Source organism: Streptomyces sp. NPDC051286 (assembly GCF_044455345.1).
In the GTDB taxonomy this organism is placed as follows: domain Bacteria; phylum Actinomycetota; class Actinomycetes; order Streptomycetales; family Streptomycetaceae; genus Streptomyces.
The window spans coordinates 21023-47770 of the sequence record NZ_JBITER010000007.1 but is presented as its reverse complement, the minus strand read 5'-3'; the positions used below and the strand labels follow the sequence as shown (position 1 = coordinate 47770).

23 protein-coding genes are annotated in these 26748 nt (G+C 70.4%); 8 read left to right on the top strand and 15 right to left on the bottom strand.

The window, feature by feature from the left end:
* Window positions 1-32: 32 nt before the first annotated feature.
* The gene (locus ACIBB8_RS09640; protein WP_398950209.1) at window positions 33-794 is read left to right on the top strand and encodes an alpha/beta hydrolase family protein; all 762 of its coding nucleotides are present in this window, start codon (window positions 33-35) and stop codon (window positions 792-794) included.
* Window positions 795-835: 41 nt separating this feature from the next.
* Here ACIBB8_RS09640 and ACIBB8_RS09635 read toward each other — a convergent pair whose 3' ends face one another.
* Window positions 836-1789, bottom strand: a complete 954-nt coding sequence (locus ACIBB8_RS09635) for a LysR family transcriptional regulator (RefSeq protein ID WP_398950207.1) — start codon at window positions 1787-1789, stop codon at window positions 836-838.
* A gap of 62 nt (window positions 1790-1851) precedes the next feature.
* Between ACIBB8_RS09635 and ACIBB8_RS09630 the strand changes: the two genes are divergently transcribed.
* The 4 genes from ACIBB8_RS09630 to ACIBB8_RS09615 all read left to right on the top strand — a co-directional run bounded on the left by ACIBB8_RS09630 (window position 1852) and on the right by ACIBB8_RS09615 (window position 5347).
* Window positions 1852-3156 carry an MFS transporter gene (locus ACIBB8_RS09630; RefSeq protein ID WP_398950205.1) on the top strand — a complete coding sequence of 435 codons (1305 nt, stop codon included), beginning with the start codon at window positions 1852-1854 and terminating at the stop codon, window positions 3154-3156.
* A gap of 87 nt (window positions 3157-3243) precedes the next feature.
* Entirely contained in the window at window positions 3244-3963 is a 720-nt protein-coding gene (locus ACIBB8_RS09625) for a L,D-transpeptidase family protein (protein ID WP_398950203.1), read from the top strand.
* 125 nt (window positions 3964-4088) lie between these two features.
* On the top strand, window positions 4089-5078 hold the full coding sequence (locus ACIBB8_RS09620) for a sigma-70 family RNA polymerase sigma factor (protein WP_398950201.1): 990 nt from the start codon (window positions 4089-4091) through the stop codon (window positions 5076-5078).
* Complete coding sequence (locus tag ACIBB8_RS09615) at window positions 5075-5347, top strand: hypothetical protein (RefSeq protein ID WP_398950199.1); 273 nt, start codon at window positions 5075-5077, stop codon at window positions 5345-5347. The genes ACIBB8_RS09620 and ACIBB8_RS09615 overlap by 4 nt, the downstream gene beginning before the upstream one ends.
* Before the next feature lie 24 nt (window positions 5348-5371).
* Here ACIBB8_RS09615 and ACIBB8_RS09610 read toward each other — a convergent pair whose 3' ends face one another.
* Window positions 5372-5794 (bottom strand): STAS domain-containing protein, encoded by a 423-nt coding sequence (locus ACIBB8_RS09610; RefSeq protein ID WP_398950197.1) that lies wholly within the window; start codon window positions 5792-5794, stop codon window positions 5372-5374.
* A gap of 248 nt (window positions 5795-6042) precedes the next feature.
* On the opposite strand from ACIBB8_RS09610, the gene ACIBB8_RS09605 reads away from it, so the two are divergent.
* On the top strand, window positions 6043-9315 hold the full coding sequence (locus tag ACIBB8_RS09605; protein WP_398950524.1) for a S8 family peptidase: 3273 nt from the start codon (window positions 6043-6045) through the stop codon (window positions 9313-9315).
* Between the two features lie 98 nt (window positions 9316-9413).
* Here ACIBB8_RS09605 and ACIBB8_RS09600 read toward each other — a convergent pair whose 3' ends face one another.
* From ACIBB8_RS09600 to ACIBB8_RS09560, 9 genes are all read right to left on the bottom strand, one after another.
* Entirely contained in the window at window positions 9414-10004 is a 591-nt protein-coding gene (locus ACIBB8_RS09600) for a Uma2 family endonuclease (protein WP_398950195.1), read from the bottom strand.
* A gap of 97 nt (window positions 10005-10101) precedes the next feature.
* Window positions 10102-11379 (bottom strand): thymidine phosphorylase, encoded by a 1278-nt coding sequence (locus ACIBB8_RS09595; protein ID WP_366691106.1) that lies wholly within the window; start codon window positions 11377-11379, stop codon window positions 10102-10104.
* Between the two features lie 193 nt (window positions 11380-11572).
* On the bottom strand, window positions 11573-11971 hold the full coding sequence (locus ACIBB8_RS09590; protein WP_366691105.1) for a cytidine deaminase: 399 nt from the start codon (window positions 11969-11971) through the stop codon (window positions 11573-11575).
* Window positions 11968-13257, bottom strand: a complete 1290-nt coding sequence (locus ACIBB8_RS09585) for an ABC transporter permease (protein WP_398950192.1) — start codon at window positions 13255-13257, stop codon at window positions 11968-11970. The genes ACIBB8_RS09590 and ACIBB8_RS09585 overlap by 4 nt, the downstream gene beginning before the upstream one ends.
* Window positions 13254-14369, bottom strand: a complete 1116-nt coding sequence (locus ACIBB8_RS09580; protein ID WP_398950190.1) for an ABC transporter permease — start codon at window positions 14367-14369, stop codon at window positions 13254-13256. The genes ACIBB8_RS09585 and ACIBB8_RS09580 overlap by 4 nt, the downstream gene beginning before the upstream one ends.
* On the bottom strand, window positions 14366-16024 hold the full coding sequence (locus ACIBB8_RS09575) for an ABC transporter ATP-binding protein (RefSeq protein ID WP_398950188.1): 1659 nt from the start codon (window positions 16022-16024) through the stop codon (window positions 14366-14368). The genes ACIBB8_RS09580 and ACIBB8_RS09575 overlap by 4 nt, the downstream gene beginning before the upstream one ends.
* 354 nt (window positions 16025-16378) lie before the next feature.
* The gene (locus tag ACIBB8_RS09570) at window positions 16379-17419 is read right to left on the bottom strand and encodes a BMP family protein (protein WP_398950186.1); all 1041 of its coding nucleotides are present in this window, start codon (window positions 17417-17419) and stop codon (window positions 16379-16381) included.
* 138 nt (window positions 17420-17557) lie between these two features.
* The gene (locus tag ACIBB8_RS09565; RefSeq protein ID WP_398950522.1) at window positions 17558-18829 is read right to left on the bottom strand and encodes an amidohydrolase; all 1272 of its coding nucleotides are present in this window, start codon (window positions 18827-18829) and stop codon (window positions 17558-17560) included.
* Window positions 18830-19084: 255 nt separating this feature from the next.
* Window positions 19085-19387: a hypothetical protein gene (locus tag ACIBB8_RS09560; RefSeq protein ID WP_398950184.1), complete on the bottom strand. Its 303-nt coding sequence runs from the start codon at window positions 19385-19387 to the stop codon at window positions 19085-19087.
* A 657-nt stretch (window positions 19388-20044) separates the two neighbouring features.
* On the opposite strand from ACIBB8_RS09560, the gene ACIBB8_RS09555 reads away from it, so the two are divergent.
* Window positions 20045-21010: a helix-turn-helix domain-containing protein gene (locus tag ACIBB8_RS09555; protein WP_398950182.1), complete on the top strand. Its 966-nt coding sequence runs from the start codon at window positions 20045-20047 to the stop codon at window positions 21008-21010.
* Window positions 21011-21055: 45 nt separating this feature from the next.
* Window positions 21056-21952, top strand: a complete 897-nt coding sequence (locus tag ACIBB8_RS09550; protein ID WP_398950180.1) for a hypothetical protein — start codon at window positions 21056-21058, stop codon at window positions 21950-21952.
* Window positions 21953-22092: 140 nt separating this feature from the next.
* Here the strand turns inward: ACIBB8_RS09550 and ACIBB8_RS09545 are convergent, their stop codons facing one another.
* Genes ACIBB8_RS09545 through ACIBB8_RS09530 form a run of 4 tightly spaced genes read right to left on the bottom strand, consistent with a single transcriptional unit; the run spans window position 22093 to window position 26734 of the window.
* Window positions 22093-23148 carry a hypothetical protein gene (locus ACIBB8_RS09545; protein ID WP_398950178.1) on the bottom strand — a complete coding sequence of 352 codons (1056 nt, stop codon included), beginning with the start codon at window positions 23146-23148 and terminating at the stop codon, window positions 22093-22095.
* 11 nt (window positions 23149-23159) lie between these two features.
* The gene (locus ACIBB8_RS09540; protein ID WP_398950176.1) at window positions 23160-24095 is read right to left on the bottom strand and encodes an N-acetylneuraminate synthase family protein; all 936 of its coding nucleotides are present in this window, start codon (window positions 24093-24095) and stop codon (window positions 23160-23162) included.
* A gap of 12 nt (window positions 24096-24107) precedes the next feature.
* Window positions 24108-25349: a cytidylyltransferase domain-containing protein gene (locus ACIBB8_RS09535; RefSeq protein ID WP_398950173.1), complete on the bottom strand. Its 1242-nt coding sequence runs from the start codon at window positions 25347-25349 to the stop codon at window positions 24108-24110.
* 35 nt (window positions 25350-25384) lie between these two features.
* Complete coding sequence (locus ACIBB8_RS09530) at window positions 25385-26734, bottom strand: DUF6716 putative glycosyltransferase (protein WP_398950171.1); 1350 nt, start codon at window positions 26732-26734, stop codon at window positions 25385-25387.
* Window positions 26735-26748 lie beyond the last annotated feature (14 nt).

The following is a 26748-nucleotide window of genomic DNA, read 5'->3' as shown; positions in this document are numbered from 1 at the left end:
GAGTACATCTCTTCTTCTGACACTGTTCTGCTATGGGACAGCGCGCAATTCCCCTGCCTGCTCCGAGGCTGGGACGGGCCGTGAAAACGGCCGGAGCACAACCTGCGGTCAGCGGAGTGGTCCTGCTGCTCCCGGACGGCGAGGCCGACTCGCGCCGCCGCCCTTCCTCCCTGGCGTACGCACTGCAGCTGCCGCTCGCCCGGACCCTGGCCCGCGCGGGCCAGGACGACGGGCTGGCCGCGCATGTCGTGCACTACCGCTGCCGGGGCTGGAACGCCACGGACGCGCAGCTCGCGGCGGACGCGGAGTGGGCGGTGGAGGAGGTCGTACGACGCTACGGCGACATCCCCGTCTGCCTGGCCGGCCACGGCATGGGCGGCCGGGCGGCGCTGCGCGCGGGTGGCCACGCGGCGGTCACCTCCGTTCTGGCGATGGCGCCTTGGCTGCCCGGGGAAGCCTCGGCGGAACCGGAACCGGTGAAGCACCTGCTGGGCCGCCAGGTACTGCTCGTCCACGGCACGAACGACAACCGGTCCGACCCGGAGCTGTCGTTCCGGCTGGCCCAGCGTGCCAAGAAGACCAACCGGGACACCTGCCGCTTCGAGGTCCACTCGGACGGTCACAGCCTGCGCCAGCACCGGTCCGAAGTGGTGGCACTGGCCGTGGACTTCGTCCGGGGATCACTGTTCGGCCGGGCCTACGCCCGCCCGGTCGCCGACGCCCTGGCGGCGCCGCCGCCCCTGGGGCTGCGGATGCCGCTGGCTGCCGGCTTCGGGCGGTCGCTGAGGTCTTAGGACGGTGCGGACGGCTCCGGCGCCGCATCCCCGGCCGCGGGTCAGTCGGGCAGCAGGTGCCCCCGGCGCGACAGCAGGAACTGCTTGAACGCCGCCACCGGAGGTGTGTCCGGGTGGCCGTCCAGCCAGGCCACGCCGATCTCGCGGGCCGCGCGGGGCGCCGTGACCGTCAGTTCGACCACGCCCGGGCGGGCCACTGCCGGGGGCGGCAGCAGGGCGACGCCCAGGCCCGCCGCGACCAGGCCGCGCAGGGTCTCCGCCTCCTCGCCCTCGAAGGCGACACGTGGCGTGAAGCCCGCCTCCGCGCACAGGTCGTCGGTGATCCGCCGCAGGCCGTAGCCGGGTTCAAGGGTGACGAATGCCTCGTCCGCCGCCTCCACCAGGCGGATCCGCCTGCGGGAGGCGAGGCGGTGGTCCTCCGGGACGACCAGACGCAGCCGCTGCTCGTCGAGGCGGCGGGCGACCAGGTCGGGGGCGTCCGGGACGGGGGAGGTGAGGCAGAGGTCGAGGCCGCCGGCCCGGAGGCGTTCGATCATCGCCTCGCCGTAGTTCTGCACGAGCTGGAAGCGGACCCGGGGGTGGTCGGCGCGGAAGGCGCGGAGCAGGGCGGGGACGGTCTCGGAGCCCATGGTGTGCAGGAAGCCGAAGGCGACCTTGCCCGCCGTCGGGTCGGCGTCCGCCCGCACCGAGTCCGCGGCCCGCTCCACCTCGGTGAGGGCCCGCTCGGCGGAGCCCAGGAAGGTGCGGCCCGCGGGGGTGAGCGAGACGGTACGGCCCTTGCGGGCGAACAGGGCGACGCCCAGGTCCTGTTCCAGCCTGACCATGGCCCGCGACAGCGTGGACTGCGGGACACCGAGCTCGTGCGCGGCGCGCGTCACATGCTCGTGGCGGGCCACCGCCTCGAAGTACGCGAGCCGCGGCGCGAGCACTGCGCGAATGTCTTCTTCGTAACTACTCGGTGACAGCCGAGGCTGTGAGCTGTGTTCATGCGCCATGGGATTGATTATCGCAAGTTCGTGCATTGGACGCATGAATCGGAGAGACCTACTTTCGAGGTATGCCTCCTGCCAGTACCAAGGCGTCCACGCTCACGCTGGACGCCTCAGCCCCGTCATCGCCCGTCGCGCCCGTTTCCTCCCCTGACCGGCTGGAGCCGGGCCGGCCCGGCTACCGCCGGATGAGCTTCGCGCTCTTCGCCGCCGGTGTCGCGACGTTCGCACTCCTCTACTCCACCCAGGCCCTGCTGCCCGCCGTCTCCGCCGGATTCGGCGCCACGGCCGGACAGGCCAGCTGGACGGTCTCGGCGGCCACGGGTGCGCTGGCGCTGTGCGTGCTGCCGATGAGCGCGCTCTCCGAGCGGTTCGGGCGGCGGCAGATGATGACCGCGTCGCTGACGGTCGCGGTACTGGTCGGGCTTCTCGTCCCCTTCGCCCCCTCGCTGGGCTGGCTGATCGCCCTGCGCGCCGTCCAGGGCGCGGCCCTCGCCGGACTTCCCGCCTCCGCGATGGCGTACCTCGCCGAGGAGGTGCGGCCGAGGGCGCTGGTCGCCGCGATCGGACTGTTCGTGGCGGGCAACAGCATCGGCGGCATGAGCGGCCGCATCCTCACCGGCTGGATCGCCCAGCTGTGGGGCTGGCGGGCGGCGCTCGGCGCGGTCGGGCTGCTGGCCGTGGCCTGCGCGGTCGTCTTCCACGTCATGATCCCGAGGGCCCGTCACTTCACGCCCGGCACGCTGAACCCGAAGGCCCTGGCCAAGACGGTGGGCGGGCACCTCGCCGACCCGCTGCTGCGCAGGCTGTACGCGATCGGCGCACTGTTCATGACGGTGTTCGGCGCGGTCTACACGGTGATCGGCTACCGGCTGGTCGGGGAGCCCTTCAACCTCCCGCAGGGCGTCATCGGCTCGATCTTCCTGGTCTACCTCGTCGGTACGGTGTCGTCGGCGGCGGCGGGCAGGCTCGTCGCACGGCTCGGCCGGCGGGGCGCCCTCTACCTGGCCGTCTCCACCACCACCACCGGTCTGCTGCTCTCCCTCGCCGACCAGCTGATCGCCGTACTTCTCGGTCTGGTCCTGATCACGGCCGGCTTCTTCGCCGGGCACGCAGTCGCCTCGTCGTCCGTGAGCCGGACCGCGACGACCGGCCGGGCGCAGGCATCGGCGCTCTACCAGTCCGCGTACTACCTGGGCTCCAGCGCGGGCGGCACGCTCGGCGCGATCGCCTTCCACTCCGGTGGCTGGGCGGGCACGGTGACGCTGGGTCTGCTCGCGGTCCTCGGCGTCGTCTCGATCACGCTGTACGGGTCGCGCATCGCCCGCGCCGAGCGGCGGCGCCTCGTCCCGATGGCTTCAGTACAGAACTGAGACATACACCCGCACAACCACCAGCTCCCCTTCGCGCGTCTATCAGGCGTAATCAACGCAACTCGACGCGAAGGGAAGTCGGCGTACATGGCAGTCGTAGGGAAAATACGGGGAGTCCGGACGCGGCGTGCGGTCGCGCTGTCCGTCGCCGGGCTGACGGCGGCGTCGGCGCTCGTCCTGGGCGGTGGCACGGCGGCGCAGGCGGCGTCCTCCTGCACCACATCCACCGGGCCGTACCAGAAGCAGGTCGAGAACTATCTGAACCGGCCGGTCGACGGGAAGCAGTCGGCCGCCGACTGCAAGGCGATCCAGTCCTTCCAGCGCACCTACGGGGTCACCCCTGACATCGGGTACGCGGGACCGGTCACCTGGCAGACGATGAAGACGCTCACGGCCCAGAAGGCGGCCGGCAAGAACCCCAACAAGGACAAGAAGTGCCCCACGAACAAGGGGCGCATCGCGTGTGTGGACCTGACCCGGCAACTGAGCTGGATCCAGGACGGATCGAAGCTGAAGTTCGGTCCGGTGCCGATCCGCAGCGGGCGGAACGGGTACGAGACGCGCACCGGTTCGAAGAAGATCTACATGCGGCACATCAAGCACTGGTCGTCGGTCTACCACGTGTGGATGCCGTACTCCCAGTTCTTCGACGGCGGGCAGGCGTTCCACTCGGTGAATCTGAAGATGTGGAACCCGCCCGGCTCGCACGGCTGCGTCAACATGCGGGACGCGGACGCGAGGACGTACTGGAACCTGCTGAAGAACGGCGACGACGTGTACGTGTACGGGCGCAAGCCCGGAACGTGACCGGAACCGGGGACGTGGCCGGAGAGCGGGCGGCTTCGGCGCTTCCCGCCCTCCGTTGTCAGTGGCCTGCGGTAGCTTCCGAAGTAACGAAGTGAGCGGCGTCACAGCACAACAGGGGTGGAACGATGAGTGATCTGACGGCACCGGCGGATATCGACAGCCGCCTGGAGGGACACCGGGTCGAGCTCACCGGTTACTGCTACCGCATGCTCGGCTCCGCCTTCGACGCGGAGGACGCGGTACAGGACACGCTGGTGCGCGCCTGGCGGAACTTCGACACGTTCGAGGGCCGTTCCTCGCTGCGCTCCTGGCTGTACCGGATCGCCACCAACGTCTGCTTGGACATGCTGAACGCGGGGAAGAAGCGGGCCCGCCCGGTCGACCTGACGGACCCGACACCGCTCGCCCAGGCCGCGCTCAACCCGCTCCCGGAGAACACCTGGCTGGAGCCGATGCCGGACGGGCGGATCCTGCCGTCGGTGGCCGACCCGGCGGAGGCGGCGGTGGCGCGGGAGTCGGTGCGGCTGGCGTTCGTCGCCGCGCTGCAGCATCTGCCGCCCAGGCAGCGTGCCGTGCTGATCCTGCGCGAGGTGCTGGCGTGGAAGGCGAGCGAGGTCGCCGAACTGCTCGGCACGTCGGTCGCCTCGGTCAACAGCGCCCTGCAGCGGGCGCGGGCCACGCTCACGGACCATCGGAGCGCGGCCACCGACACCGCTGATCCGCTCGACGAGAAGCAGCGAGGGCTCCTTGAGCGGTACGTCGCGGCGTTCGAGGGCTACGACATGACGGCGCTGACCGCGCTGCTCCACGAGGACGCCGTGATGACCATGCCGCCGTTCGACCTCTGGCTGCAGGGGCACGACGACATCACGGGCTTCATGCGCACCCTCGGTGCGGGCTGCGCGGGTTCCCGCCTGGTGGCGACCATAGCCAACGGCACCCCGGCGTTCGCGCACTACAAGCCGGATCCGGACGGTCCGGGATTCGTACCGTGGGCAGTGCAGGTCATCGACATCTCGGACGGTGCGATCACCGGCCTGCACTGCTTCCTCGACGCGCCCCGCTGGTTCCCGCTCTTCGGCCTGCCCGACCACCTCGCGGCCGAGGCGGCGTGACGCGGCGGCCGCGGCTGCGACACGCGCTGGTGGCGGGCTGGGTGGTGCTGGCGCTCGGCGGCTGGGTGGTCACGCAGTGGCTGGGTGAGCCCGTCGCCACCGAAGGGCCCGGCCCGGTCTCTCCCCCTGCCCCCGGCGCCGAACCGGGACCGCAGCCGGAGCACTGGTATGACGTCGCCTGCGCAGGCGACGCGAATGCGACGCCTGCACCGCACCCCCCGGCCTCGGCGGCCCCCCTGGTGGCGGTGGTCTGCGCGCGGGCGGGCTGACTGCGGGGAGTGGGGCCGGGCACCTCAGCCCCGCTCCCCCAGGTCCACCACATCGGCCAGCCCCACCAGGTCCAGCAGATGCTGCAGTCCGGGCGGCACATTGCGCAGCCGCAACTGTCGGCCGCCCGCCCGGCGCGCGATGAGCCCCAGCCGCGCTATCGCCTCGACCAGGGCCAGATCCGCCTGTACGACCCCGCCCACATCACAGTCCACCCCCGCGTCCGGGTCACGGGCGGCCCCCTCGGGGTCGTGGAGCAGCGCCTCCAGCTCGGCGCAGAGTCCCGGCACGGCCGCGCGTGTGACGCGGCCGGTGACGACGAGAACGATCGGGGTCTTGGATTCCACATCAGGGAGACCGGCCCGGCGGCCGAAACTCATCGGTGCGCCGTCGCGCTCTTCCTCTCCGGCGCCGACCTGCTGTCCGCCCCATCCACACGTCAGGTCCATCGGCCTACCCCCACCGCGAATCGACGCATTTCCGTCAACTACGTTCAGCAGCAGCACTCGTGTGAACCCGTGAGGCCAATTTCCCCTCTAGGTACGTGAACCGACGACCACCGATGCCACATCAGTGCGTGCCGGTGAACGGTTCCGAGAGACCACCTCATTCTTCAGGGGGAGAGTTGCGCAGACACGTGAGAAACGCGTGTGTTTCGACCATCGCCACGGCAGCCGCTGTGGCGCTCGCGGCCGGGATGACCACCCCGGCCATGGCGCAGCCGGAGCAGGCCCGTCCGGCCACCGGAACCAAGTCCGTGACCCGGCATCAGCTGACGCTGATCACCGGCGACCGAGTCTCGGTGGACGCGAAGGGCCGAGTCGTGGACTTCCGTCCCGCCAAGGGGCGCGAGCAGATACCCGTGCAGCGGCAGATACATGACGGGCACACCCTGCTCATACCGGCTGACGCCCACCGGCTGATCAGTTCCGGCAAGCTGGACCGCCGCCTGTTCGACGTCACCGAGCTGAACCGTCCGGAGAACCGCCGGGCCCAGCACACCGGCCTGAAGCTGATCGTCGGTTACAAGGGCGCGCAGGCCGCCGCCGCGAAGGCGGACGTCCGGGACGCGGGCGCCACCCGGGTCGTCCGGACCCTGAAGTCGCTGAACGCCCAGTCGGTGACCACTCCGAAGAGCGACGCCAAGGACATCTGGCAGGCGCTCACCAGCAAGGCCTCCCGGGGCGCCCAGCGCACCACCGCGGCCGGCATCGACCGGGTCTGGCTGGACGGGGTGCGCCGGGCGAGCCTCGACAAGAGCGTGCCGCAGATCGGTGTGCCGACCGCCTGGAAGGCCGGTTACACCGGCAAGGGCATCAAGATCGCGGTCCTGGACACCGGTGCGGACGCCACCCACCCGGACCTCAAGGGGCAGATCCTCGAGACGAAGAACTTCTCCGAGTCGCCCGACACCAAGGACCGGTTCGGGCACGGCACCCATGTGTCCTCGATCGCGGCCGGTACGGGCGCCAAGTCGGGCGGCAGGTTCAAGGGGGTCGCACCGGACGCCAAGCTGCTCGAGGGCAAGGTCCTCGACGACAACGGCTTCGGTGGGGACTCCGGCATCCTGGCCGGCATGGAGTGGGCGGTCGCGCAGGGCGCCGACATCATCAACCTGAGTCTCGGCGGCCCCGACAGCCCCGACATCGACCCGCTCGAAGCAGCGGTCAACAAGCTGTCGGCCGACAAGGGCGTCCTGTTCGCCATCTCGGCGGGCAACGAGGGCGACGGCGCAGGCACGGTCGGCTCCCCGGGCAGTGCGGACGCCGCACTGACCGTCGGCGCTGTCGACGACAACAACAAGCTGGCGGAATTCTCCAGCCGCGGACCGCGCGTCGGCGACGGCGGCATCAAGCCCGATGTCACCGCACCCGGCGTGGACATCACGGCGGCCGCCTCACCCGGTTCCGTGATCGACCAGGAGGTCGGCCAGAACCCGCCCGGCTATCTGACGATCTCCGGCACGTCGATGGCGGCCCCGCATGCCGCGGGCGCCGCGGCGCTGCTCAAGCAGGAGCACCCGGAGTGGAGGAACACCGAGCTGAAGGGCGCGCTGGCGGCCTCCACCAAGCCGGGCGCGTACACGCCGTTCGAGCAGGGCACGGGCAGGATCGCCGTCGACAGGGCGATTGCCCAGACCGTCATCGCCGACCCGGTCTCGGTCGGCTTCGGGGTGCAGCAGTGGCCGCACACCGATGACGCGCCGGTCACCAAGCAGGTGACGTACCGCAACCTCGGGACGACCGATGTCACCCTCGACCTCGCGTTGACCGCCACCGGCCCGAAGGGCAAGCCGGCCCCGGCCGGCTTCTTCACCCTCGGCACCGAGCACGTCACCGTCCCGGCGGGCGGCACGGCCGAGGTACCGCTCACCGTGAACACGAAACTCGGCGGCACGGCGGACGGCGCCTACTCCGCGTATGTCGTCGCCACCGGCGGCGGGCAGAGCGTCCGCACCGCGGCCGCGGTCGAGCGGGAGATCGAGTCGTACGACGTCACGATCAAGAACATCGGGCGTGACGGCAAGCCCGCCACGTACTACGACAACACTCTCTGCGGCCTCTCCGGCACCGCGGCCGGCGTCTGGCTGAACCCGGCGGGCCCCGACGGGACGGCAAAGGTCCGTGTCCCCAAGGGCGGTTACGTGCTGAACTCGTCCGTCTACGTCGACCCGAACGACATGGCCAAGGGCACCGACTGGATCACCCAGCCGAAGCTGGACGTCACCAAGAACCTCACCGTGACGCTGGACGCCCGGAAGACGAAGCCGGTGACGTTCACGCTTCCCGCCACCGGCACGAAGTCCCTGCTGGCCGCCCCCGACCTCCAGCTCGACAGCAAGGACAGCGGTGCCGGCTTCGGCTGGGTGCTGAACTCGTACAAGGGCTTCCGTACCGCGCACGTCGGCCCGAAGGTCACCGACGGCTCGCTCTCCCAGCACTGGCTCGGCACCTGGGCCAAGGGTTCCTCGACCCGCTACGACGTGACGGTCGGCGGTCCGGTGACGCAGGCGGCGACCGGCTACACCCGGAAGTTCACCAGCAGCCAGCTGGCGAAGGTCACGATCGGTCTCGGCGCGTCCGGCAAGGGCAAGACCGGATCGATCACCGCCTGGGGCACGCTGCCCGACATGGACGGGGGCTGGGCCACGTCGACGGGGCAGCCGGCCCCCGGGACCCAGACCGTCTATGTCTCCACCGCCGACAAGGTGAAGTGGAACTTCGACTTCGAACAGCGGGGCAAGCGGGACCGCTTCCCGGACGCCGAGGCGGGTTACTCGCTCGGTGACTCGCAGACCCTCAAGGCGGGCAAGACGTACCGGAAGCGGGTGAACACCGCGGTGTTCGGCCCCGCGCTCCCCGAGGGGTACGGGTTCTTCCGCAAGGGCAACGAGATCCTCGGCGTCCTGCCGCTCGTGGCCGACGGCAACGGGAACATCGGCAGGTCCGCGTACAGCTCGGTGAAGACCGTCCTGTACCGCAACGGCGCCAAGTTCGCCCAGAACAAGGACCCGCTGGAGGGCGATATCCCCTTCACCGTGCCGTCCGGCGTCGCCGACTACAAGGTGACGACCTCGGTGCAGCGCAACGTGAGGATCTCCGCCGTCTCCACCCGGATCGACGCGAGCTGGACGTTCCGGTCGAAGAAGACCAGCGAGTTCGTCCAACTTCCCGCCTCCACGGTGCGGTTCACGCCCCCTGTCACGCTGGACAGCAAGGTCACGGCCGGCCGGACCGCGTCGGTGCCGGTGAAGGTGCAGGGTGCGGCCGCCGGAAAGAACCTCAAGTCGCTGACGGTTTATGTCAGTTACAACGCCGGCAAGACCTGGAAGAAGGTCACGGTCAAGTCCGGCAGGATCTCCGTGAAGAACCCGGCCAAGGGGAAGTCGATCTCCTTCAGGGCCAAGGTCACGGACAAGCAGGGCAACACATCGTCGGTGTCGATCTACCACGCCTACTTCGGCAAGTAGGCACCCCGGCGGCGACGCATGACGGCGGCCCGCCAGGACGGATCACTCCGTCCTGGCGGGCCGTTCGCGCAACGACGGGACCGGTGCGGCATCGCTTCTCAGCCGGCCGGGAAGACCCCGGTGTCCAGTACCAGTGCGAACGGCTCGGGAAGCGTCAGCTTTTCCCCGTACTCGACCGCGTCCAGGACCCGGTAGGTGCCGTCGGCGGGTTCCCCGTACAAGGTGGCGGTGGGGCGGCCGGAGTGCCAGGGGTCCAGGAGCAGGAAGAGTTCGACACCGGCCTTCGCGTACCCGTGTGCCTTGCCGATGCGGTCGTGGTTGGCGTTGGCCTGCGAGGTGATCTCGACGACGAGCCGGGCCTCTTCCGCCGGTACGCGGTTGCCCGGCCCGGTCGCCACGGCACGCGGCACGACGACGAGATCGGGGACGTAGAGCCCGGCCCGGCCCGGCACGGCGACACCGAGGGTCTGATAGATCCCCCAGTCCTCCGGAATCACGGTGTAGAGCCTGCGCTGCAGCAGTTCCGCGGTGGTGTTGTGGTCCTTGGACGGCGGTGGCGACACGGTGACGATCCCCTCGATGATCTCCACCTTGCAGCCCTCGGGTGCGTCCGTCTCCTCCCAGATCCGGACGAGGTCGTCCCAGTCCTGGCCGTGGCCCGGCGCGGGGTCGACGGTGAGTGCGCTCATGGCGGTCTCCTCTATCGGTGCGTCACCGAGTCCAGCATGCCGAACGGGACCGGCGGCAGTCCACCGGTCCCGTTCACCCGGACGAGTAAGCCGCAGGTCAGGCGATACGTTCCCGCACCACGGGGGTGGCCGTGAAGTCCGTACCGGCCGGGGCGATGTCGTACGCGGAGGGCAGGGCCTTCAGTGCGTAGTCGAACTTCTCCGGGGTGTCCGTGTGGAGCGTCAGCAGCGGCTGCCCCTCGGTCACCGGGTCGCCCGGCTTGGCGTGCAGCTCGATGCCCGCACCCGCCTGCACCGGGTCCTCCTTGCGGGCCCGGCCCGCGCCGAGGCGCCAGGCGGCGACGCCGATGTCGTACGCGTCCAGGCGGGTCAGTACGCCGGAGGACGGTGCCGTGACCACGTGCTGTTCGCGGGCGACCGGGAGCGCGGCGTCCGGGTCGCCGCCCTGGGCGGAGATCATCCGGCGCCAGACGTCCATCGCGGAGCCGTCGGCCAGGGCCTTCTCCGGGTCGGCGTCCTTGAGCCCGGCCGCGTCCAGCATCTCGCGGGCCAGGGCGAGGGTGAGGTCGATGACGTCCTTCGGGCCGCCGCCGGCCAGGACCTCCACCGACTCGCGCACCTCCAGAGCGTTGCCCGCGGTCAGGCCGAGCGGGGTGGCCATGTCGGTGAGGAGCGCGACCGTCCGTACGCCGCTGTCGCTGCCCAGCGCGACCATGGTGGAGGCCAGTTCGCGCGCGTCCTCGATGGTCTTCATGAAGGCGCCGGAGCCGACCTTGACGTCCAGGACGAGCGCCCCGGTGCCCTCGGCGATCTTCTTGGACATGATCGAGCTGGCGATCAGCGGGATGGCCTCGACGGTACCGGTGACATCGCGGAGCGCGTACAGCTTCTTGTCGGCGGGGGCCAGCCCGTCACCGGCGGCGCAGATCACGGCGCCGGTGGTGTCCAGGACGTTCAGCATCTCGGCGTTCGAGAGGTGGGCGCGCCAGCCGGGGATGGACTCCAGCTTGTCGAGCGTGCCCCCGGTGTGGCCGAGACCGCGGCCGCTGAGCTGCGGCACGGCGGCGCCGCAGGCGGCGACCAGCGGGGCGAGCGGCAGGGTGATCTTGTCACCGACGCCGCCGGTGGAGTGCTTGTCGGTGGTGGGGCGGGAGAGCGCGTCGAAGTTCATCCGCTCGCCGGAGGCGATCATGGCGGCGGTCCAGCGGGCGATCTCCGTACGGTTCATGCCGTTCAGCAGGATCGCCATGGCCAGCGCGGACATCTGCTCGTCGGCGACCTCGCCTCGGGTGTATGCGTCGATGACCCAGTCGATCTGCTCGGGGCTCAGCTCGCCGCGGTCCCGCTTGGTGCGGATGACGGAGATGGCGTCCATGTCCTGGGTGTCCTTCCGGCCGGTACGTGCGCAAGAGTCCCGAATGACTCTACGCGCATAGAGGGTGGAAACGGGTGTGGCCCTCCCGAAGTTTCAGGAGGGCCACGGGAGTTCTGGGCCTGTTCTTTCGGATCAGGCCGGGCTCGCGGGTACTGGCGCGCACCCTGATCCGGCCTGATCCGAAAGCAAAGTTCTACCTGAGATGGTCCGGCCCGAACGCCTGCGGCAGCATCTCGTCGAGCGTACGGAGACCGTCCGGGGTCTCCAGGACGAGCTCCGGTCCGCCGAACTCGTACAGCAGCTGACGGCACCTGCCGCAGGGGACCAGGATCTCGCCCGCCCCGTCCACACAGGTGAAGTGGGTCAGCCGGCCGCCGCCGGTGGCGTTCAGCTGCGAGACCAGGCCGCACTCGGCGCACAGGCCGAGTCCGTACGAGGCGTTCTCGACGTTGCAGCCGACCACCGTGCGGCCGTCGTCGACGCGCGCCGCGACGCCGACCGGGTAGCCCGAGTAGGGGGCGTACGCCCGGGACATGGCGTCCCGGGCAGCGGCGCGCAGGGCGTCCCAGTCGACGTCGCCGGCCGCGGTCACTTGCCCTGGCCCTTCCGGTACCGCATGCCGTCCGCCTTCGGCATCCGCAGCCGCTGCGCGGAGAGCGAGAGGACGAGCAGCGTGACGATGTACGGGGTGGCGCTCACGAACTCGGTGGGCACCGTGTCCGTGGCGAGGTACCAGACCAGTACAGCGGCGGCGATGACGGCGCTGACTGCACCCTGGACGAAGCTCTTGCGGTAGAGCTTCCAGACGGCGAGCAAGGCCAGCACGACCACCAGCAGGAGCAGCAGCGCGTGGACGGACTCGCCGCCGTTGCGCAGCTGGAGCGCGTCGGCGAAGCCGAACAGGCCCGCGCCCATGGCGAGTCCGCCGGGCCGCCAGTTACCGAAGATCATCGCGGCGAGACCGATGTATCCGCGGCCGCCGGTCTGGCCCTCGTTGTAGATGTGCGAGGTGACCAGGGAGAGGAAGGCGCCGCCGAGTCCGGCCATGCCGCCGGAGATGATCACCGCGATGTACTTGTAGCGGTAGACGTTCACGCCGAGCGACTCGGCGGCGATCGGGTTCTCGCCGCAGGAACGCAGCCGCAGCCCGAACGAGGTCTTCCACAGGACGAAGAAGGTCACGGCGAAGAGGACCGCGGCCAGAACCGTCAGCAGCGACACATTGGTGACCAGACCGCCGATGACACCGGCCACGTCGGAGACGAAGAACCAGTGGTGCTTCTCGATCGAGTGCAGCCAGTCGGACAGGCCGGGGATCGTCACCGAGGTGATGTCGTCGGACGGTGGCGACTGCTTGGGGCTGCCGCCCTTGGCCGCCGCCTCGCCCGAGTTGAACCAGAGCTTGGCGAAGTAGGTGGTGAAGCCGAGCGCCAGGATGTTGATGGCGATACCGGAGATGATGTGGTCGACGCCGAAGGTGACGGTCGCGACGGCGTGCAGCAGCCCGCCGAGCATGCCGCCGATGACACCGGCCAGCACGCCGAGCCAGGGGTTGGTCTGCCAGCCGGCCCAGGCACCGAAGAACGTACCGAGGATCATCATGCCTTCGAGGCCGATGTTGACCACACCGGCCCGCTCGGCCCACAGGCCGCCGAGACCGGCGAGCCCGATCGGCACGGCCATCGCGAGCGCCGCGCTGATCTGCCCGGCCGAGGTGACGTCCTGGGCGCCGGTGATGGCGCGTACCGCGGACAGCGCGAGTAGCACGCCCGCGACGATCAGCAGAACGACGGGGAAGGAGAGGCGGGTGAGGCCGTCCTTGCCACCGGAGACCTTGGTGGCCGCGGGCGGCGGGGTGGAAGTCGCCGTGGCGGTCACGCCGACACCTCCTGCTGGTCGGAGTTACGGGCGGCCTGTGCGGCGAGTTCCGCGCCGACCTTGCTCTGCTGGCGCTTGAGTCCGTAGCGACGGACGACTTCGTAGGCGATGACGACGCACAGGACGATGACGCCCTGGATGACGCCGACGATTTCCTTGTCGTACCCCTCGAACTCGAGCTTTCCGGTTCCGCGCTCCAGGAAGCCCCAGAGCAGCGCGCCGAGCGCGATGCCGACGGGGTGGTTGCGGCCGAGGAGGGCGATGGCGATACCGGTGAAGCCGATGCCGATGGGGAAGTCGCCACTGTACTCGTAGCTGTCGTTGAGCAGCGTCGGCATGCCGACCAGACCGGCCACCGCGCCGGAGATCAGCATCGACGTGACGACCATCTTCTTGACGTTGACGCCGCTGGCCTCGGCCGCGGAGCCGGACTGGCCGACCGTACGCAGATCGAAGCCGAACCGGGTGCGCGAGAGCGTGAACCAGTAGGCGATGCCTGCGACGACCGCGACCACGATGAAGCCCCAGACGGGCGAAGGGGTGGTCGGGAACTCGAAGAAGTGCGAGGACTCCGGGAGCGGGGTGGTGGAGATCTTCGTGCCGGCCTCGTCGAGGTGACCGAGGCGGCCCTGCTGGAGCAGATAGCCGATGATGGCAGTCGCGATGGCGTTCAGCATGATCGTCGAGACGACCTCGCTGACGCCCCGGGTGACCTTGAGGACGCCGGCTATACCGGCCCACATCGCGCCGACGATCATCGCGGTGAGGATGATCAGCGGGATCTGGAGGGCGCCCGGCAGGGTCAGCGCGCCACCGACGGCGGCGGCGAAGAAGGCGGCGAGGCGGTACTGGCCGTCGACTCCGATGTTGAAGAGGTTCATCCGGAAGCCGACGGCCACCGCGAGACCCGCGAGGTAGTACGTCGTCGCCTTGTTGAGGATGTAGACCTGGCTGTCCGACTTCACCCCGTAGTCGAACATGATGCCGAACGCGCTGAACGGTTCCTTGCCGGTGGCGGCCAGCACGAGGGCGGTCACCAGGAAGGCGACCACGATCGCGAGTACGGGGGCCGCGATCCCCAGGAGCAGCCGCTCCTTGTCGATCTTCTTCATCGGTCCTCTCCCCCGTCCCGGGGGTCGGTGTCGGTGCTTTCGCTTCCGTTTCCGGCAGCCGAGTCGTCCGGTGCTGTCGCCTGGTTCGGCACTGCTGTCTCCACCGGCGCTGCAGTCTCGTTCGGTGCTGCTGTCTCGTCCGGGGCTTCGAGGCGGCCGGTGGCGGCGCCCGTCATCGCCGAGCCGAGCTCCTCCGGGGTGATGGTCGCCGGGTCGGCGTCCGCGACCAGGCGGCCGCGGTACATGACGCGCAGGGTGTCGGAGAGCCCGATCAGCTCGTCCAGGTCGGCGGAAATCAGCAGCACCGCCAGGCCCTCGCGACGCGCCTCGCGGATCTGGTCCCAGATCTGCGCCTGCGCGCCGACGTCCACGCCCCGGGTGGGGTGCGCGGCGATCAGCAGCTTCGGGTCGTGGCTCATCTCGCGGCCGACGATCAGCTTCTGCTGGTTGCCGCCGGAGAGCGAGGCGGCGGTGACCTCGATGCCGGGAGTACGGACGTCGTACTCGCGCACGATCCGCTCGGTGTCCGCGCGGGCGGCCTTGAGGTCGAGGAACGCGCCCTTGCTGTTGGGGCGCTCGGTGACATGGCCGAGGATGCGGTTCTCCCAGAGCGGGGCCTCCAGCAGCAGTCCGTGCCGGTGGCGGTCCTCGGGGATGACCGCCATGCCGTCCTCGCGGCGCTTACGCGTCGGCGTCCGGGAGATGTCGACGCCGTCCAGGGTCAGTACGCCGGTGTCGAGGTGGCGCATCCCCATGATCGCGTCGACCAGTTCGGACTGGCCGTTGCCCTCGACGCCCGCGATCCCGAGGACCTCACCCTTGTGGATGGTGAAGGTGATGCCGTCGAGCACGGCACGCACCACCCCGTCCGGGTCGGTGGCGGTCAGCCGCAGGTCGTCGACGGTGAGCATCGGCGTGTCGGTGACGGTCGACTCGCGGGTCTCCGGCGACGGCAGTTCGCTGCCGACCATCAGCTCCGCGAGCTGCTTGGTCGTGGTGCGCTTCGGGTCGGCGGTGCCCACCGTCGTTCCGCGCCGGATGACGGTGATCTCGTCGGCGACCGACAGCACCTCGCCCAGCTTGTGCGAGATGAAGATGACGGTCAGGCCCTCGGCCTTGAGCTCACGAAGGTTGTCGAAGAGTGCGTCGACCTCCTGCGGCACGAGGACGGCGGTCGGCTCGTCGAGGATCAGGGTGCGGGCGCCGCGGTAGAGGACCTTGAGGATCTCCACGCGCTGGCGGTCGGCGACGCCGAGGTCCTCGACCAGGGCGTCCGGGCGGACACCGAGGCCGTACGCGTCCGAGATCTCCTTGATCTTTGCGCGGGCCCGGTCGCCGATCCCGTACAGCTTCTCGGAGCCGAGGACGACGTTCTCCAGGACGGTGAGGTAGTCGGCGAGCATGAAGTGCTGGTGCACCATGCCGATGCCGCGCGCGATGGCGTCACCCGGGTTGTGGAACGAGACCTGCTCGCCGTCCACCGCGATGGTGCCCTCGTCCGGCTTCTGCATGCCGTAAAGGATCTTCATCAGAGTGGACTTGCCGGCACCGTTCTCGCCGACGAGAGCGTGGACGGTGCCGCGGCGCACGGTGATGTCGATGTCGTGGTTGGCCACGACCCCGGGGAACCGCTTGGTGATGCCGCGGAGCTCCACGGCATGGGGACTACTGGACGCGTTGATGGCGCACTCTCCTTGGCAGGAGCGGAGGGCGGAGGGCGGAGGGCGGAGGCGGTGGGGCGGGATGGGGTGGGGGCGGAAAAAGTTACCGCGCCCGGCACGCGCTACGCGCGTAGTGCCACCGAATCGTTGGCCACCTGATAACAGGTGACCGATGGTGCGCGTACGGCTACGTTCCGGGCCCGGCCGGAAGCCGTACGCGAATCGGGGCCCGGCCGATCAGCCGAAGCGGCCAGGGGGCGCCCGCGACATCCCGCCGTCCGCCCGAAGGGCGGATCAGGCGGAACGTCGCGGGCACCCCCTGGCCCGGGCCCCGGTCGACGGGTCGGATCAGGTCGTGGTCTTGACCGTGACCGTGCCGTCGACGATCTTCTTCTTCGCCTCGTCGAGCTTCGCCTGGATGTCCTTGAGGTGGTCACCCGTGGTGGTCAGCGAGACGCCGCCCTTGGCCAGCGAGTACGACTGGACGCCGGTCACCGGCTTGCCGTCCTTGACGGACTTGATCAGGTCGTAGACACCGCCGTCGACATTCTTGACGACCGAGGTCAGGATCGTGTCCTTGTACTTCGCCAGCGCCGGGTCCAGGGCCTGGTCGGAGTCGACACCGATGGACCAGGCGCCCTTCTTGCCTGCGACGGCCTCGATCGAACCGGCACCCGAGCCGCCCGCGGCGGCGAAGATGACGTCCGCGCCCTTGTCGAGCATGCCCTTGGCGGCTTCCTTGCCCTTGTCGGGGCTGCCGAAGCCGGACAGGTCCGAACCGGTGGACAGGTACTGGATCTGCACCTTGGCCTTCGGGTTCGTGTCCAGGACACCCTGCTGGAAGCCCGCGGCGAACTTCTTGATCAGCGGAAGGTCCACACCGCCGATGAAGCCGACCTGGCCGTCCTTCGACTTCAGCGCCGCCGAGACACCGGCGAGGTACGAGCCCTGCTCCTCGGTGAAGACGATGGAGGCGACGTTCTTCGCGTCGGAGACCGAGTCGACCAGACCGAAGTTGACCTTCGGGTACTTCGCGGCCATCTTGTCGACCGCGTCCTTGTAGGCGAAGCCGATGGCTATGACCGGGTTGTAGCCGCCCTCGGCGAGCGACTGCAGACGCTGCTCACGGTCTGCCGGGGTCTCACCGTTCTTGGCGGTGAGCTCCTTCGTCTGGGCCTTGAACTCGGCCTTGGCCTTGTCCAGACCACGCGCGGCGGAGTCGTTGAACGAGTTGTCGCCCCGGCCGCCCACGTCGTAGGCCATGCCGATCTTCATCTCACCCTTGTCGGAGCTGGTGCTCTCGTCGGACGAGCTGCCGCACGCGGTGGCGGTGAGCGCGAAAGCCGCGGTGATGGCACACGCAGCGGTGATCTTGGATACCCGGCGCAAGGGAAGGCTCCTTCAAACCTGACCGAAGCGCCTCTTCCGGCGCTGGTTTCGCCGAGATCGTAACGCGCGTAGATGTCAGATAAAGCCCTGTACGGAAGCCGTTATCGGATCGTCGCGAACCTGGGGTGACCTGTCCGGTTACGGACGGTTGCCGTCGAGCAAAGCCGCGGCGGTGAAAAGCTCCACGCCAACGGTGATCGCCTCCTCGTCCGCGTCGAAATCGCCCCGGTGCAGATCGAGGCGCCGGGTGTCACCGGGCGTGCGCACCCCGAGCCGCGCCATGGCCCCCGGGACGTGCTCCAGATACCAGGAGAAGTCCTCGCCGCCGAGGCTCTGCTCGGTGTCCTCGATCGCATACGATCCGCGGCGCCCGGTCATCGCGGCGGCCAGCAGATCGGTCACGGCCGGATCGTTCACGACGGGCGGGACCCCGCGGATGTAGTCGATCACCGACTTGGCCCGGTGCATTCCGGCCACCTCGTCGATCACGGCGTGGACCAGGTCCGGCGCCTCCCGCCATGCCGCCAGATCCAGGCAGCGGACCGTTCCCGACAGCTCGGCATGCTGCGGGATCACATTGCACGCGTGCCCGGCCTCCAGCCGCCCCCAGGTCACGGCGAGCCCGGCCCGCGCGTCGACCCGCCGCGCCAGCAGCGCGGGCACCTCGGTGGCCACCTTGGCGGCGGCCGTGACCAGGTCGGTGGTCAGATGCGGCCGGGCGGTGTGCCCGCCGGGCCCGTCGAGCGTGACCTCCAGCCGGTCGCAGGCGGAGGTGATCGCCCCGACCCGCAGCCCGATCCTCCCCACGTCGACCTTCGGGTCGCAGTGCACCCCGATGATCCGCCCGACGCCTTCCAGCACCCCGTCCTCGATCGCATCGGGCGCACCGCCGGGCAGCACCTCCTCGGCGGGCTGGAAGATCAGCCGCACGGGGTGCGGCAGCAGCCCCTGCCGGTCGAGCTCGGCGAGCACGAGCCCGGCGCCGAGGACGGTCGTCGTGTGAATGTCATGCCCGCAGGCGTGCGCCCGGTCGGGGACGGTGGACCGATACGGGACGCCGGCCTTGGTGTCCGGAATGGGCAGGGCGTCGATGTCCGCGCGCAGGGCGAGCATGGGCCGGGTGTCGCTGCCCGCCCGTCGCCCACCGCCACCCTTGTTCGAGCTTCGCGCCCCTCCCGATGTACCCACGTCACACAGGAGCCCGGTTCCGGTGGCGAGCACCCGGGGCCGGAGCCCTGCCTTCTCCAGCCGTGCCTTGAGGGCAGCGGTGGTGCGGAACTCCTGGTTGCCGAGCTCGGGGTGCATGTGCAGATCGCGCCGGAACGCGATCAGCTCAGCCCGCAGGGGTTCGGGCAGCGTGCCGGGCAGGGCGGGGTCCTCGGGCAGGTCGGCATCTGATTCGAGGGACATCAACTGGTTCACCTGGTGAAGGGTAGGCCCCTTCACCCCTCAACTGGCCACAGATCAACAAAAGTTCAGCCGCATAGAGGAACAAAATGCGGCGTCGGAGCGTGTGCCGTGAGATGGAGGTGGGTAAACTCGCCCATTCTCCTCCGATGCCCCCGCTGTCCGGCTCCGTAGTGCGCCCGCCCGCCGGATCCTCAACGGCAGGTGGACGGGCGGGCGGCGGGCAGGCAGCAGGGCTGGTCCCGGTGACCACATCGACTACGGCGCTGTCTCGGAGAAGGACTGCTCCGTGCTGCGCGCCGCGCCCGGTCGTCCCTGAGGCCGGCCCAGCCGCTCTCCGCCCTCGGGCAGCCCCCGGCGCATCGGCAGCAGCGCCGCCCCGAGGCACACGGCACCGACCGGCAGCAGATCCAGGCTCATGGCCGCCAGCACGATCCCGGCCAGCACCAGCACCGGGGCCCACCCCCTGACGACGTCCCGCCGGAAGAACGCCAGCAGCGTGACGAGGGTCAGCAGCCCGAGCCAGAACAGCATCGGCACCACGGTGTAGACGAGCGGCATCGCACCGGGCACGTCCTGCGACGGCAGCCTCAGTGAACCCGTCGGCAGTTGGGAAACGGCCCCGGTAACTGGACCTTCGGCCGAGTGAAGTTCTTCGAACGGTACAACTCATAACGCCGGTCATAGTTCGTGTATGAGTTGAGGCCGCTCAGGCAGTCCGCCCGGGCGGCCTCAGCCGTTCCTCGGCCGGTGAGACCGCCCGTCTCCAGATCCCAGGGTGACGCGGGGGAACCGTCGAGGCGATCAACGAGCAGCCCTTGCTGGGGAATCAAGACCGATCGTCGGGGCACTGGCCGACCGCTGGGGGTCACTTCCACGCCTCTGCCGCGGAAAACCCTGTGGGCGGAGCTCGCCCTCGTACCGTGACCGCCGCCACCGAGTCGCGGAATTCCACGACCCGGTTTCCTGCGACGCGGAGCACCGCGACGCCATGACGCACGACGTAAAGGTCTATGAAGTACCCGGGGAAATCACCCTTCCCAACCCCACCCGACCTCCCGTCACTCACACGGGTGAGTTTGGCCAATTCGGCTGGATTCGCGCCTGGTTGGTCGGCATATGCTCGCGGCGACCAACAACCCCAGACATGCGACGGCCCCCGGCCAGGACTGCAATCCTGATCGAGGGCCTGACCAACGAGGAAGTCGAGCCTTCCCGATGGATACCCAGCAGATTACCGCGCCCTCGCGCGCCCCGTCCCGCGTACGTGGGAGCGCCACGCCGTCGTCCGGTGTCGTGCACATCAACTCCCGGCACACCAGCCGGTTCACGGTCGTCGGTAACCACCTCACCCAGCATCGCGAGCTGTCCCTCACCGCGATCGGACTTGCCGCGCACATTCAGTCGCTGCCCGCCGGAGCCAAGATCAGTATCAGGTTCCTCGCCGACCGCTTCCCGGAGAGCGAGACCCGTATCGCCGCTGCCCTGCGCGAACTCGAGGCCCACGGTTACTTGCAGCGCACCCGGGAACGGCTCCCCAGCGGCCAGGTCGTCACCCGCACGGTCTCGTACAACCAGCCGAGCTCCGAGGCCGGCCGCACGCCGGTGTCCGAGCCGCAGCCCAGGCCCGAGCTCGGTCCCCGCCGCACGGCGCCCAGGCGTCCGGCCGCGGCCACGCCCCCCACTCCAGCACCGGAGCCCACCCCTGCCCCCACACCCCGGCCGGACACGCAGGCCCTCGCACCCGCCCCCGAACCGCAACGGACATCCGAACCCCCGCGCCCGCTGCTGCCCCAGCCGCAGGTGCCCGACCTGGAGCGTCACCGCGCGGCCGCCGAGCTCCTGGTCGACCTGCGCCGCCACGAACCACGCCTGCTCCTGGCCGAGAACGACATCCACCGCCTGACTCCCGCCGTAGCCGCCTGGCTGGAACGCGACGCCCACCCCGACGCCGTCCGGCACGCCCTCACCACCAACCTCCCCGAACACCTCAAACAACCCGCGGGCCTCCTCGCGCACCGCCTCACCACGCACCTGCCACCCCCGCTCCCGGCGGCTCCGGCCCCCGTATCCGCACCACGGCCGCAACCCCTCCAGGAGTGCGACGGATGCGACCGGCCCTTCCGCGCTCCGGAACCGGGGTGCTGCCGCGACTGCCGTACGGACGTACACGAAGCCGCCTGACGCGAACGCCTCCACCCCACCCGCGCAACCAAAGGAACGAACCCCATGGTCAGCTCGCCCCACGAGGCGATGCACCGCATCTTCCAGGAGTACCCAGGACTGTTCTGCCGCGTCTCCGAGGTACTGGGGGTCGCGATCGCCCCACCCACCTCGGTCACTGTCATGCCCACCGACCTCACCGAGAACCGGCCCCTCGAACGACGCGTCGACACCCTGCTGCGCATCGAAATGGAGGACAGCGAGCCCTTCCTTCTGGCCATCGAGGCCCAGGGCAAGAAGGACCCCGACAAGCCCGCCAGCTGGGGCTACTACTACATGTACCTGCTCAATAAGTACCGGCAGCAGGCCCTGCTGCTGGTCGTCTGCCAGGACCGCGCCACCGCCGAATGGGCCGCACGCCCGACAGTCTTCGGCGGCGTCGGGCATCCGATCATCACCCTGTGCCCCCTCGTCGTGGGCCCGCACAACATGCCGGTGATCACCGACGTGGCCGAGGCCCGCAAGGACCTGGCCCTCGCCACACTGGCCGCGATCACACACGCCGGCGATCCGGACATCGGTGCCATACTGAAAACACTGTCTGCCGCTCTGCGGGAGGCTCCGGAAGCAATCGTCGACCCCATCGTCGAACTCACCGCACAGGGCCTGGGCAACCGCCCGGCCGCACAACAGTGGAGGAACCTGGTGGCCGTGGACCTTTCTTTCTACAAGTCGCCCCTCTCGGAAGAGCTCCGGGACGAAGGCCGCGAAGAGGGCCGCCTGGAGGGCCGCGCGGAGGGCCGCAAGGAAGACATCCTGCTCTTCCTTGCGCAGGCCGGCATCGACGTGCCCGATGAGGCTCGCCGGCGTATTACGGGCTGCAGTGATCTGGACACCCTGAGCCGCTGGCTCCTGCGCGCCCCCGCCGCGTCGTCCATCGAGGACATCTTCGCCGAGAAGTAGTCCCCGTCTCCTGCGCGTTCCCTGAACACCTCGCACCGGCTTGTCCCGGACCCGCCGGTGATGGGCCCGGTCACCCGCGTATGCATCGAGGCCGCTCGGGCAGTCCGCCCGGGCGGCCTCAGCCCTTCGCAGGGGCAGGCTCAGGCCTCCGTGACCGCAGTCGCCCGCCACGGGGCGAGGCGCTGTACGTCGCGGGCCGTCTCCGTGACACCGCTCAGGAAACCCTGCGCGCGTGGCGACGCCGTGTCGCGCAGCCACTCCGGGGCGATGTCGCAGACCGCGACCTTGACCTCCGTGCCCGCCAGCGCCAGCGGCAGTGTGTGGACCACCGTGGACGGGAAGCTGAGGACCGTGCGGCCGATCGGGCCGCGGCGGGCGATGAGTTCCAGAGGGAGGTCCGGGCGGACGATCTCCAGGCCGGTGGCGGCCTCCAGGGCGTGCAGCTTGTCGGCGGACTCCCGGCGGTGGGCGAAGTAGCGGGTCGCGCCGTGGGTACGGGCCAGGGCGGCGACCGCCTCCAGGTACTGGGCCTGGTCGATCACGCCCGTCTCGGCCAGGGACGTGCCGACCAGGTCCGCGCCCTTGGTGAGGATCGGCGGGCCGAAACGGGCGCGGGTCCAGGCGAAGGTGTGGGGAGTGACCGTGACGCCGGCCGGAGCCTCGACCGGCATGGCGGTGAACACCTCGACCTCGCGGGTCGCGGACGGGGTGAAGCGGCGGCGGGCGGTGGCCGTGACCGGGGCCAGGATCAGGTCGCGCGGACCCGAGCTGCCCCGCCGGTGCCAGCGCACCAGCCTTTCACCACGGGCGAGTTGGGCGACGAACTCCATCGTGGCCGTGCCGTCGTCGACCACCGTGAGCCGACGGGCGCGGACCATGGACAGGAGGAGCTGCACGTAACGGGAGAACGGGTCGCCGATCACGATCCGGTCCGCCCTGCGCAGCAGTCCCGTCAGGGCCCGGAGGGTCTTCAGTGGCGCGCTCGCCCCGCCGCGCGCCTCCTGCCAGCGGACGTTGACGCCCTCGTCGCGAGCCAGCTCCGCCATCCGGCGCAGCTGGCCGCGCGACATCGGGTCGACCGGGGGGAGGACGACGACCGTTATGTCCGCCAGGACATGGTCGTCGCCTCCCTCTGTGAAGGCCCACTCCAGGACGTTCAGGAGCTGGACCGGGCTCTCGACGAAGGCGAGGTTCACCGGTCGGCCCGTCAGACCGCGACCGGCTCGGCGGCCGGGGCCGACTCGGTGTTCTCGGCGACGACACCCGCGACGCGGCGGAGCTTCTTCATCGGGCCGAGCTCCGACTCGTACACCTTCTTGACACCGTCACCGAGGGAGGCCTCGATGGTGCGGATGTCGCGGACCAGTCGGGTCAGGCCCTGCGGCTCGACGGAGGCGGCCTGGTCGGAGCCCCACATGGCCCGGTCGAGGGTGATGTGGCGCTCGACGAAAGCGGCGCCGAGGGCGACGGCGGCGAGGGTGGTCTGCAGGCCGGTCTCGTGGCCGCTGTAGCCGATCGGGACGTTCGGGTACTCCTGCTGGAGGGTGTTGATGACGCGGAGGTTCAGCTCCTCGGCCTTCGCGGGGTACGTCGAGGTGGCGTGGCAGAGAAGGATGTTGTCCGAGCCGAGGACCTCGACCGCGTGACGGATCTGGCGCGGGGTCGACATACCGGTGGAGAGGATGATCGTGCGGCCCGTGGCGCGCAGCGAGCGGAGCAGCTCGTCGTCGGTGAGGGAGGCGGAGGCGACCTTGTGGGCGGGCACGTCGAACTTCTCCAGGAAGGCGACGGCCTCGGTGTCCCACGGGGAGGCGAACCAGTCGATGCCGCGCTTGGCGCAGTGGTCGGAGATGGCGCGGTACTCGGCCTCGCCGAACTCGACACGGTGGCGGTAGTCGATGTACGTCATCCGGCCCCAGGGGGTGTCGCGCTCGATGTCCCACTGGTCGCGCGGGGTGCAGATCTCCGGGGTGCGCTTCTGGAACTTGACGGCGTCGCAGCCGGCTTCGGCGGCCACGTCGATCAGCGCGAGGGCGTTGTCGAGGTCGCCGTTGTGGTTGATGCCGATCTCGCCGGTGACGTAGACGGGCTGACCCGGGCCGGCGGTGCGGGTGCCGAGGGTGCGCAGACGGGAGGTGCTCATGGGGGTGTTTCCTTACTTGGTGGTGGGGTTGGTGGGGGTGGAAAGGTGGCTGGTGAGGGTGGGCCCGAGCAGCCACGCCGCGATTTCGCGGATGGCGCCGAAGCCGCCGGGGGTGGTCGTGACGGCGCGCGCCGCGGCACGTACCGAGTCATGGGCGCTCGCTACGGCGACGGGCCAGCCGGCGAGGGCGAAGCAGGGCAGGTCGTTGACGTCGTTGCCGACGTAGAGCACCCGTTCGGGGGCGATGCCGTGCTCGTCGCACCACTGCTTGAGGGCGAGGTCCTTGCGGTCGATGCCGTGCAGGACGGGAACCTTGAGCTTGTTGGCGCGGGCGGCGACGACCGGGTTCTGCTCGGTGGAGAGGATCAGGAGGTCGAGGCCCGCCCTGCGCAGGGCGGCGATACCCAGACCGTCTCCGCGGTGGACGGCGACGATCTCGCGTCCGTCGGAGTCGATCAGGACCCGGTCGTCGGTCTGCGTGCCGTCGAAATCGAGGACGACCGCGTCGATGTCCTCGCGGGTGGGCAGCGGTGACGGGTCCAGGAGCGACGCGAGCGCGCGGGCGCGGGCCAGGTCGTGCGGGTCGTCGATCTCCAGGACCCGGGCGGGGTCGGTGGTGACCAGCGCGGTGTGGCCGAAGAAGCGGTGCCGGTGGGTACGGAAGCCCGCGACGTCCATCGCGTAGGCGGCGCCGGTCTCCAGCAGGTCCTGGGGCCGGTCCTGGCGGCGCGGGCGGACGGCCTTGTCGTGGTTGACGCCGTAGGTGTCGTCCTCGACCGCGCTGCCGTCGCGCCAGATGAAGCCGTGGAACGGGGCGACGGTGACGGCCGTGTCGGCACCGTCGCGGGCGACCGCGGCGGCCACGCCGTCGATGTCCTCGCGGGTGACGAACGGGCTGGTGCACTGGACGAGCAGCACCACGTCGGCGATGCGCTCGTGCATCGCCTCGTACGCGTCGAGTGCGTGCAGGACCGCCGCCTCACTGGTGGCGGTATCGCCCGCGATGGCCGGCGGGCGCTGGACGCAGTGCACGCGCTCGGCGGCGCCGAGCGCCTCGCCCGCCGCCCGGGCCGCGTCCGCGATCGCCGCGTCGTCCGTCGTGACGACGACGTCCGTGACCTCGCGGGCGGTCAGGCAGGCGCGGACCGCACGGGCGACCAGCGGTATGCCGCCGACCTGGGCGAGGTTCTTGGCCGGGACGCCCTTGGATCCGCCGCGGGCGGGGATCACGGCGAGCACGGTGGGCGGCGTCATCGCTGCTCCTGGTGTCGTGGTGGAAGTGGAGGTGGTCACAGCTCGCCCATCCGTCGGATGACGGGGGCGACCCGCTGGACGCCCTGCCGGTACGCGCCCCGCGCCGCTTCCCGTACCGCGTCGCGGACCGCGCCGCGCACCCCGCCGGTCTCGCGCGGTGCCGCGGCGCCCGGCAGCGGGTGGCCGTCGGGGGCCAGGTGGTGGCGGGCGAGGATGCCGGGGAGGTAGCCGGGGGCGGTGGCGGGTGTGTAGTACGGGGCGAGGTCGGGCAGGCGGGTGGCGGCGAGCAGGACTTCGACGCGTGCGCGGGCGTGGTCGTAGGCCGTGGCGTACGTGCCGTCGGCTGCGACGCCCTGGCCGGCCAGCCATGCGCCGTCGGGCTCCGGGCGGTGGCCGCCGTCCAGGTGGTCCCAGGAGGTGAGCAGGCCGGAGCCGACGAAGTGGTGGTTGCCGAGGGCCTCGCGGACGCCGAGGTCGGTGAGGATCGCGGTCGGGATGCGCCGGTGCAGGGATTCCAGCGCGGCGGTCGAGGAGACCGTGACCAGCAGGTCTGCCTGGTCCAGGACCTCGCCCATGTGCCCGTACACCAGACGGAAGTTGGGCGGCAGTCCGCCGGGCAGCTTCTCCGCGAGCCGCTGGTACGGGAGCTCCTCGATGTGCGTGGTGTGCTCGCCGGGCTTGGAACGCAGCTTCAGCAGCACCTCGCGGTTCGGATGCAGCCTGGCGTGCTCGACGAGCCTGCGCAGCAGATAGGTGCGGTCGGCGCGGGAGGCCGGCACGGAGGGCTGGGCGGCGAAGACGACCGTGTCGCGGCCCTCCTGCGGGCGGTGCGGCTCGCCGCCGAGGAACGGCAGGGCGGCCTCCGTGACGGCCGAGGCATCGGCGCCCACTCCCTCGTACACCGCGCGGAAACGCTCCGCGTCGTGGCGGGAGTTGGCGAGGACGACGTCCGCGCCGTGGCGCAGCAGCAGACCGTCCGCGAGCTTCTCGTAGACGACACCGACATAGCCGGTGATGACGACGGGCCTGGCGGGCAGCCGCAGGGCGGCGAGGCCGTGCAGCATGGCCTGGACCGCGCCGCCGACGAGGGCGAGGACCACGACGTCGTACCCCTCGTCCCGCACGGCGTGCAGGAACTCGACGGCCGTCACCTCGCGCACCCGGTCGGCGTCGATACCGACGTCGCCGACCTCGGCGAGCTGGCGCGGGGTCGGGGTGGCCCGGCCGCGCAGCAGGAGCCCGCTGATCTCGACGCGCTGCGCCGACCCCGCGGGAGCGCCGGTGGTGAGGCGGCGCGCGGTGAGCGCGCCCCATTTCCACCGGGTGTCGGAGTCGGCGAGCACGGCTACCCGGAGGGCGGTCGTCTTATCGGTACGTGGGGGCACGTCCCAGAACTTAG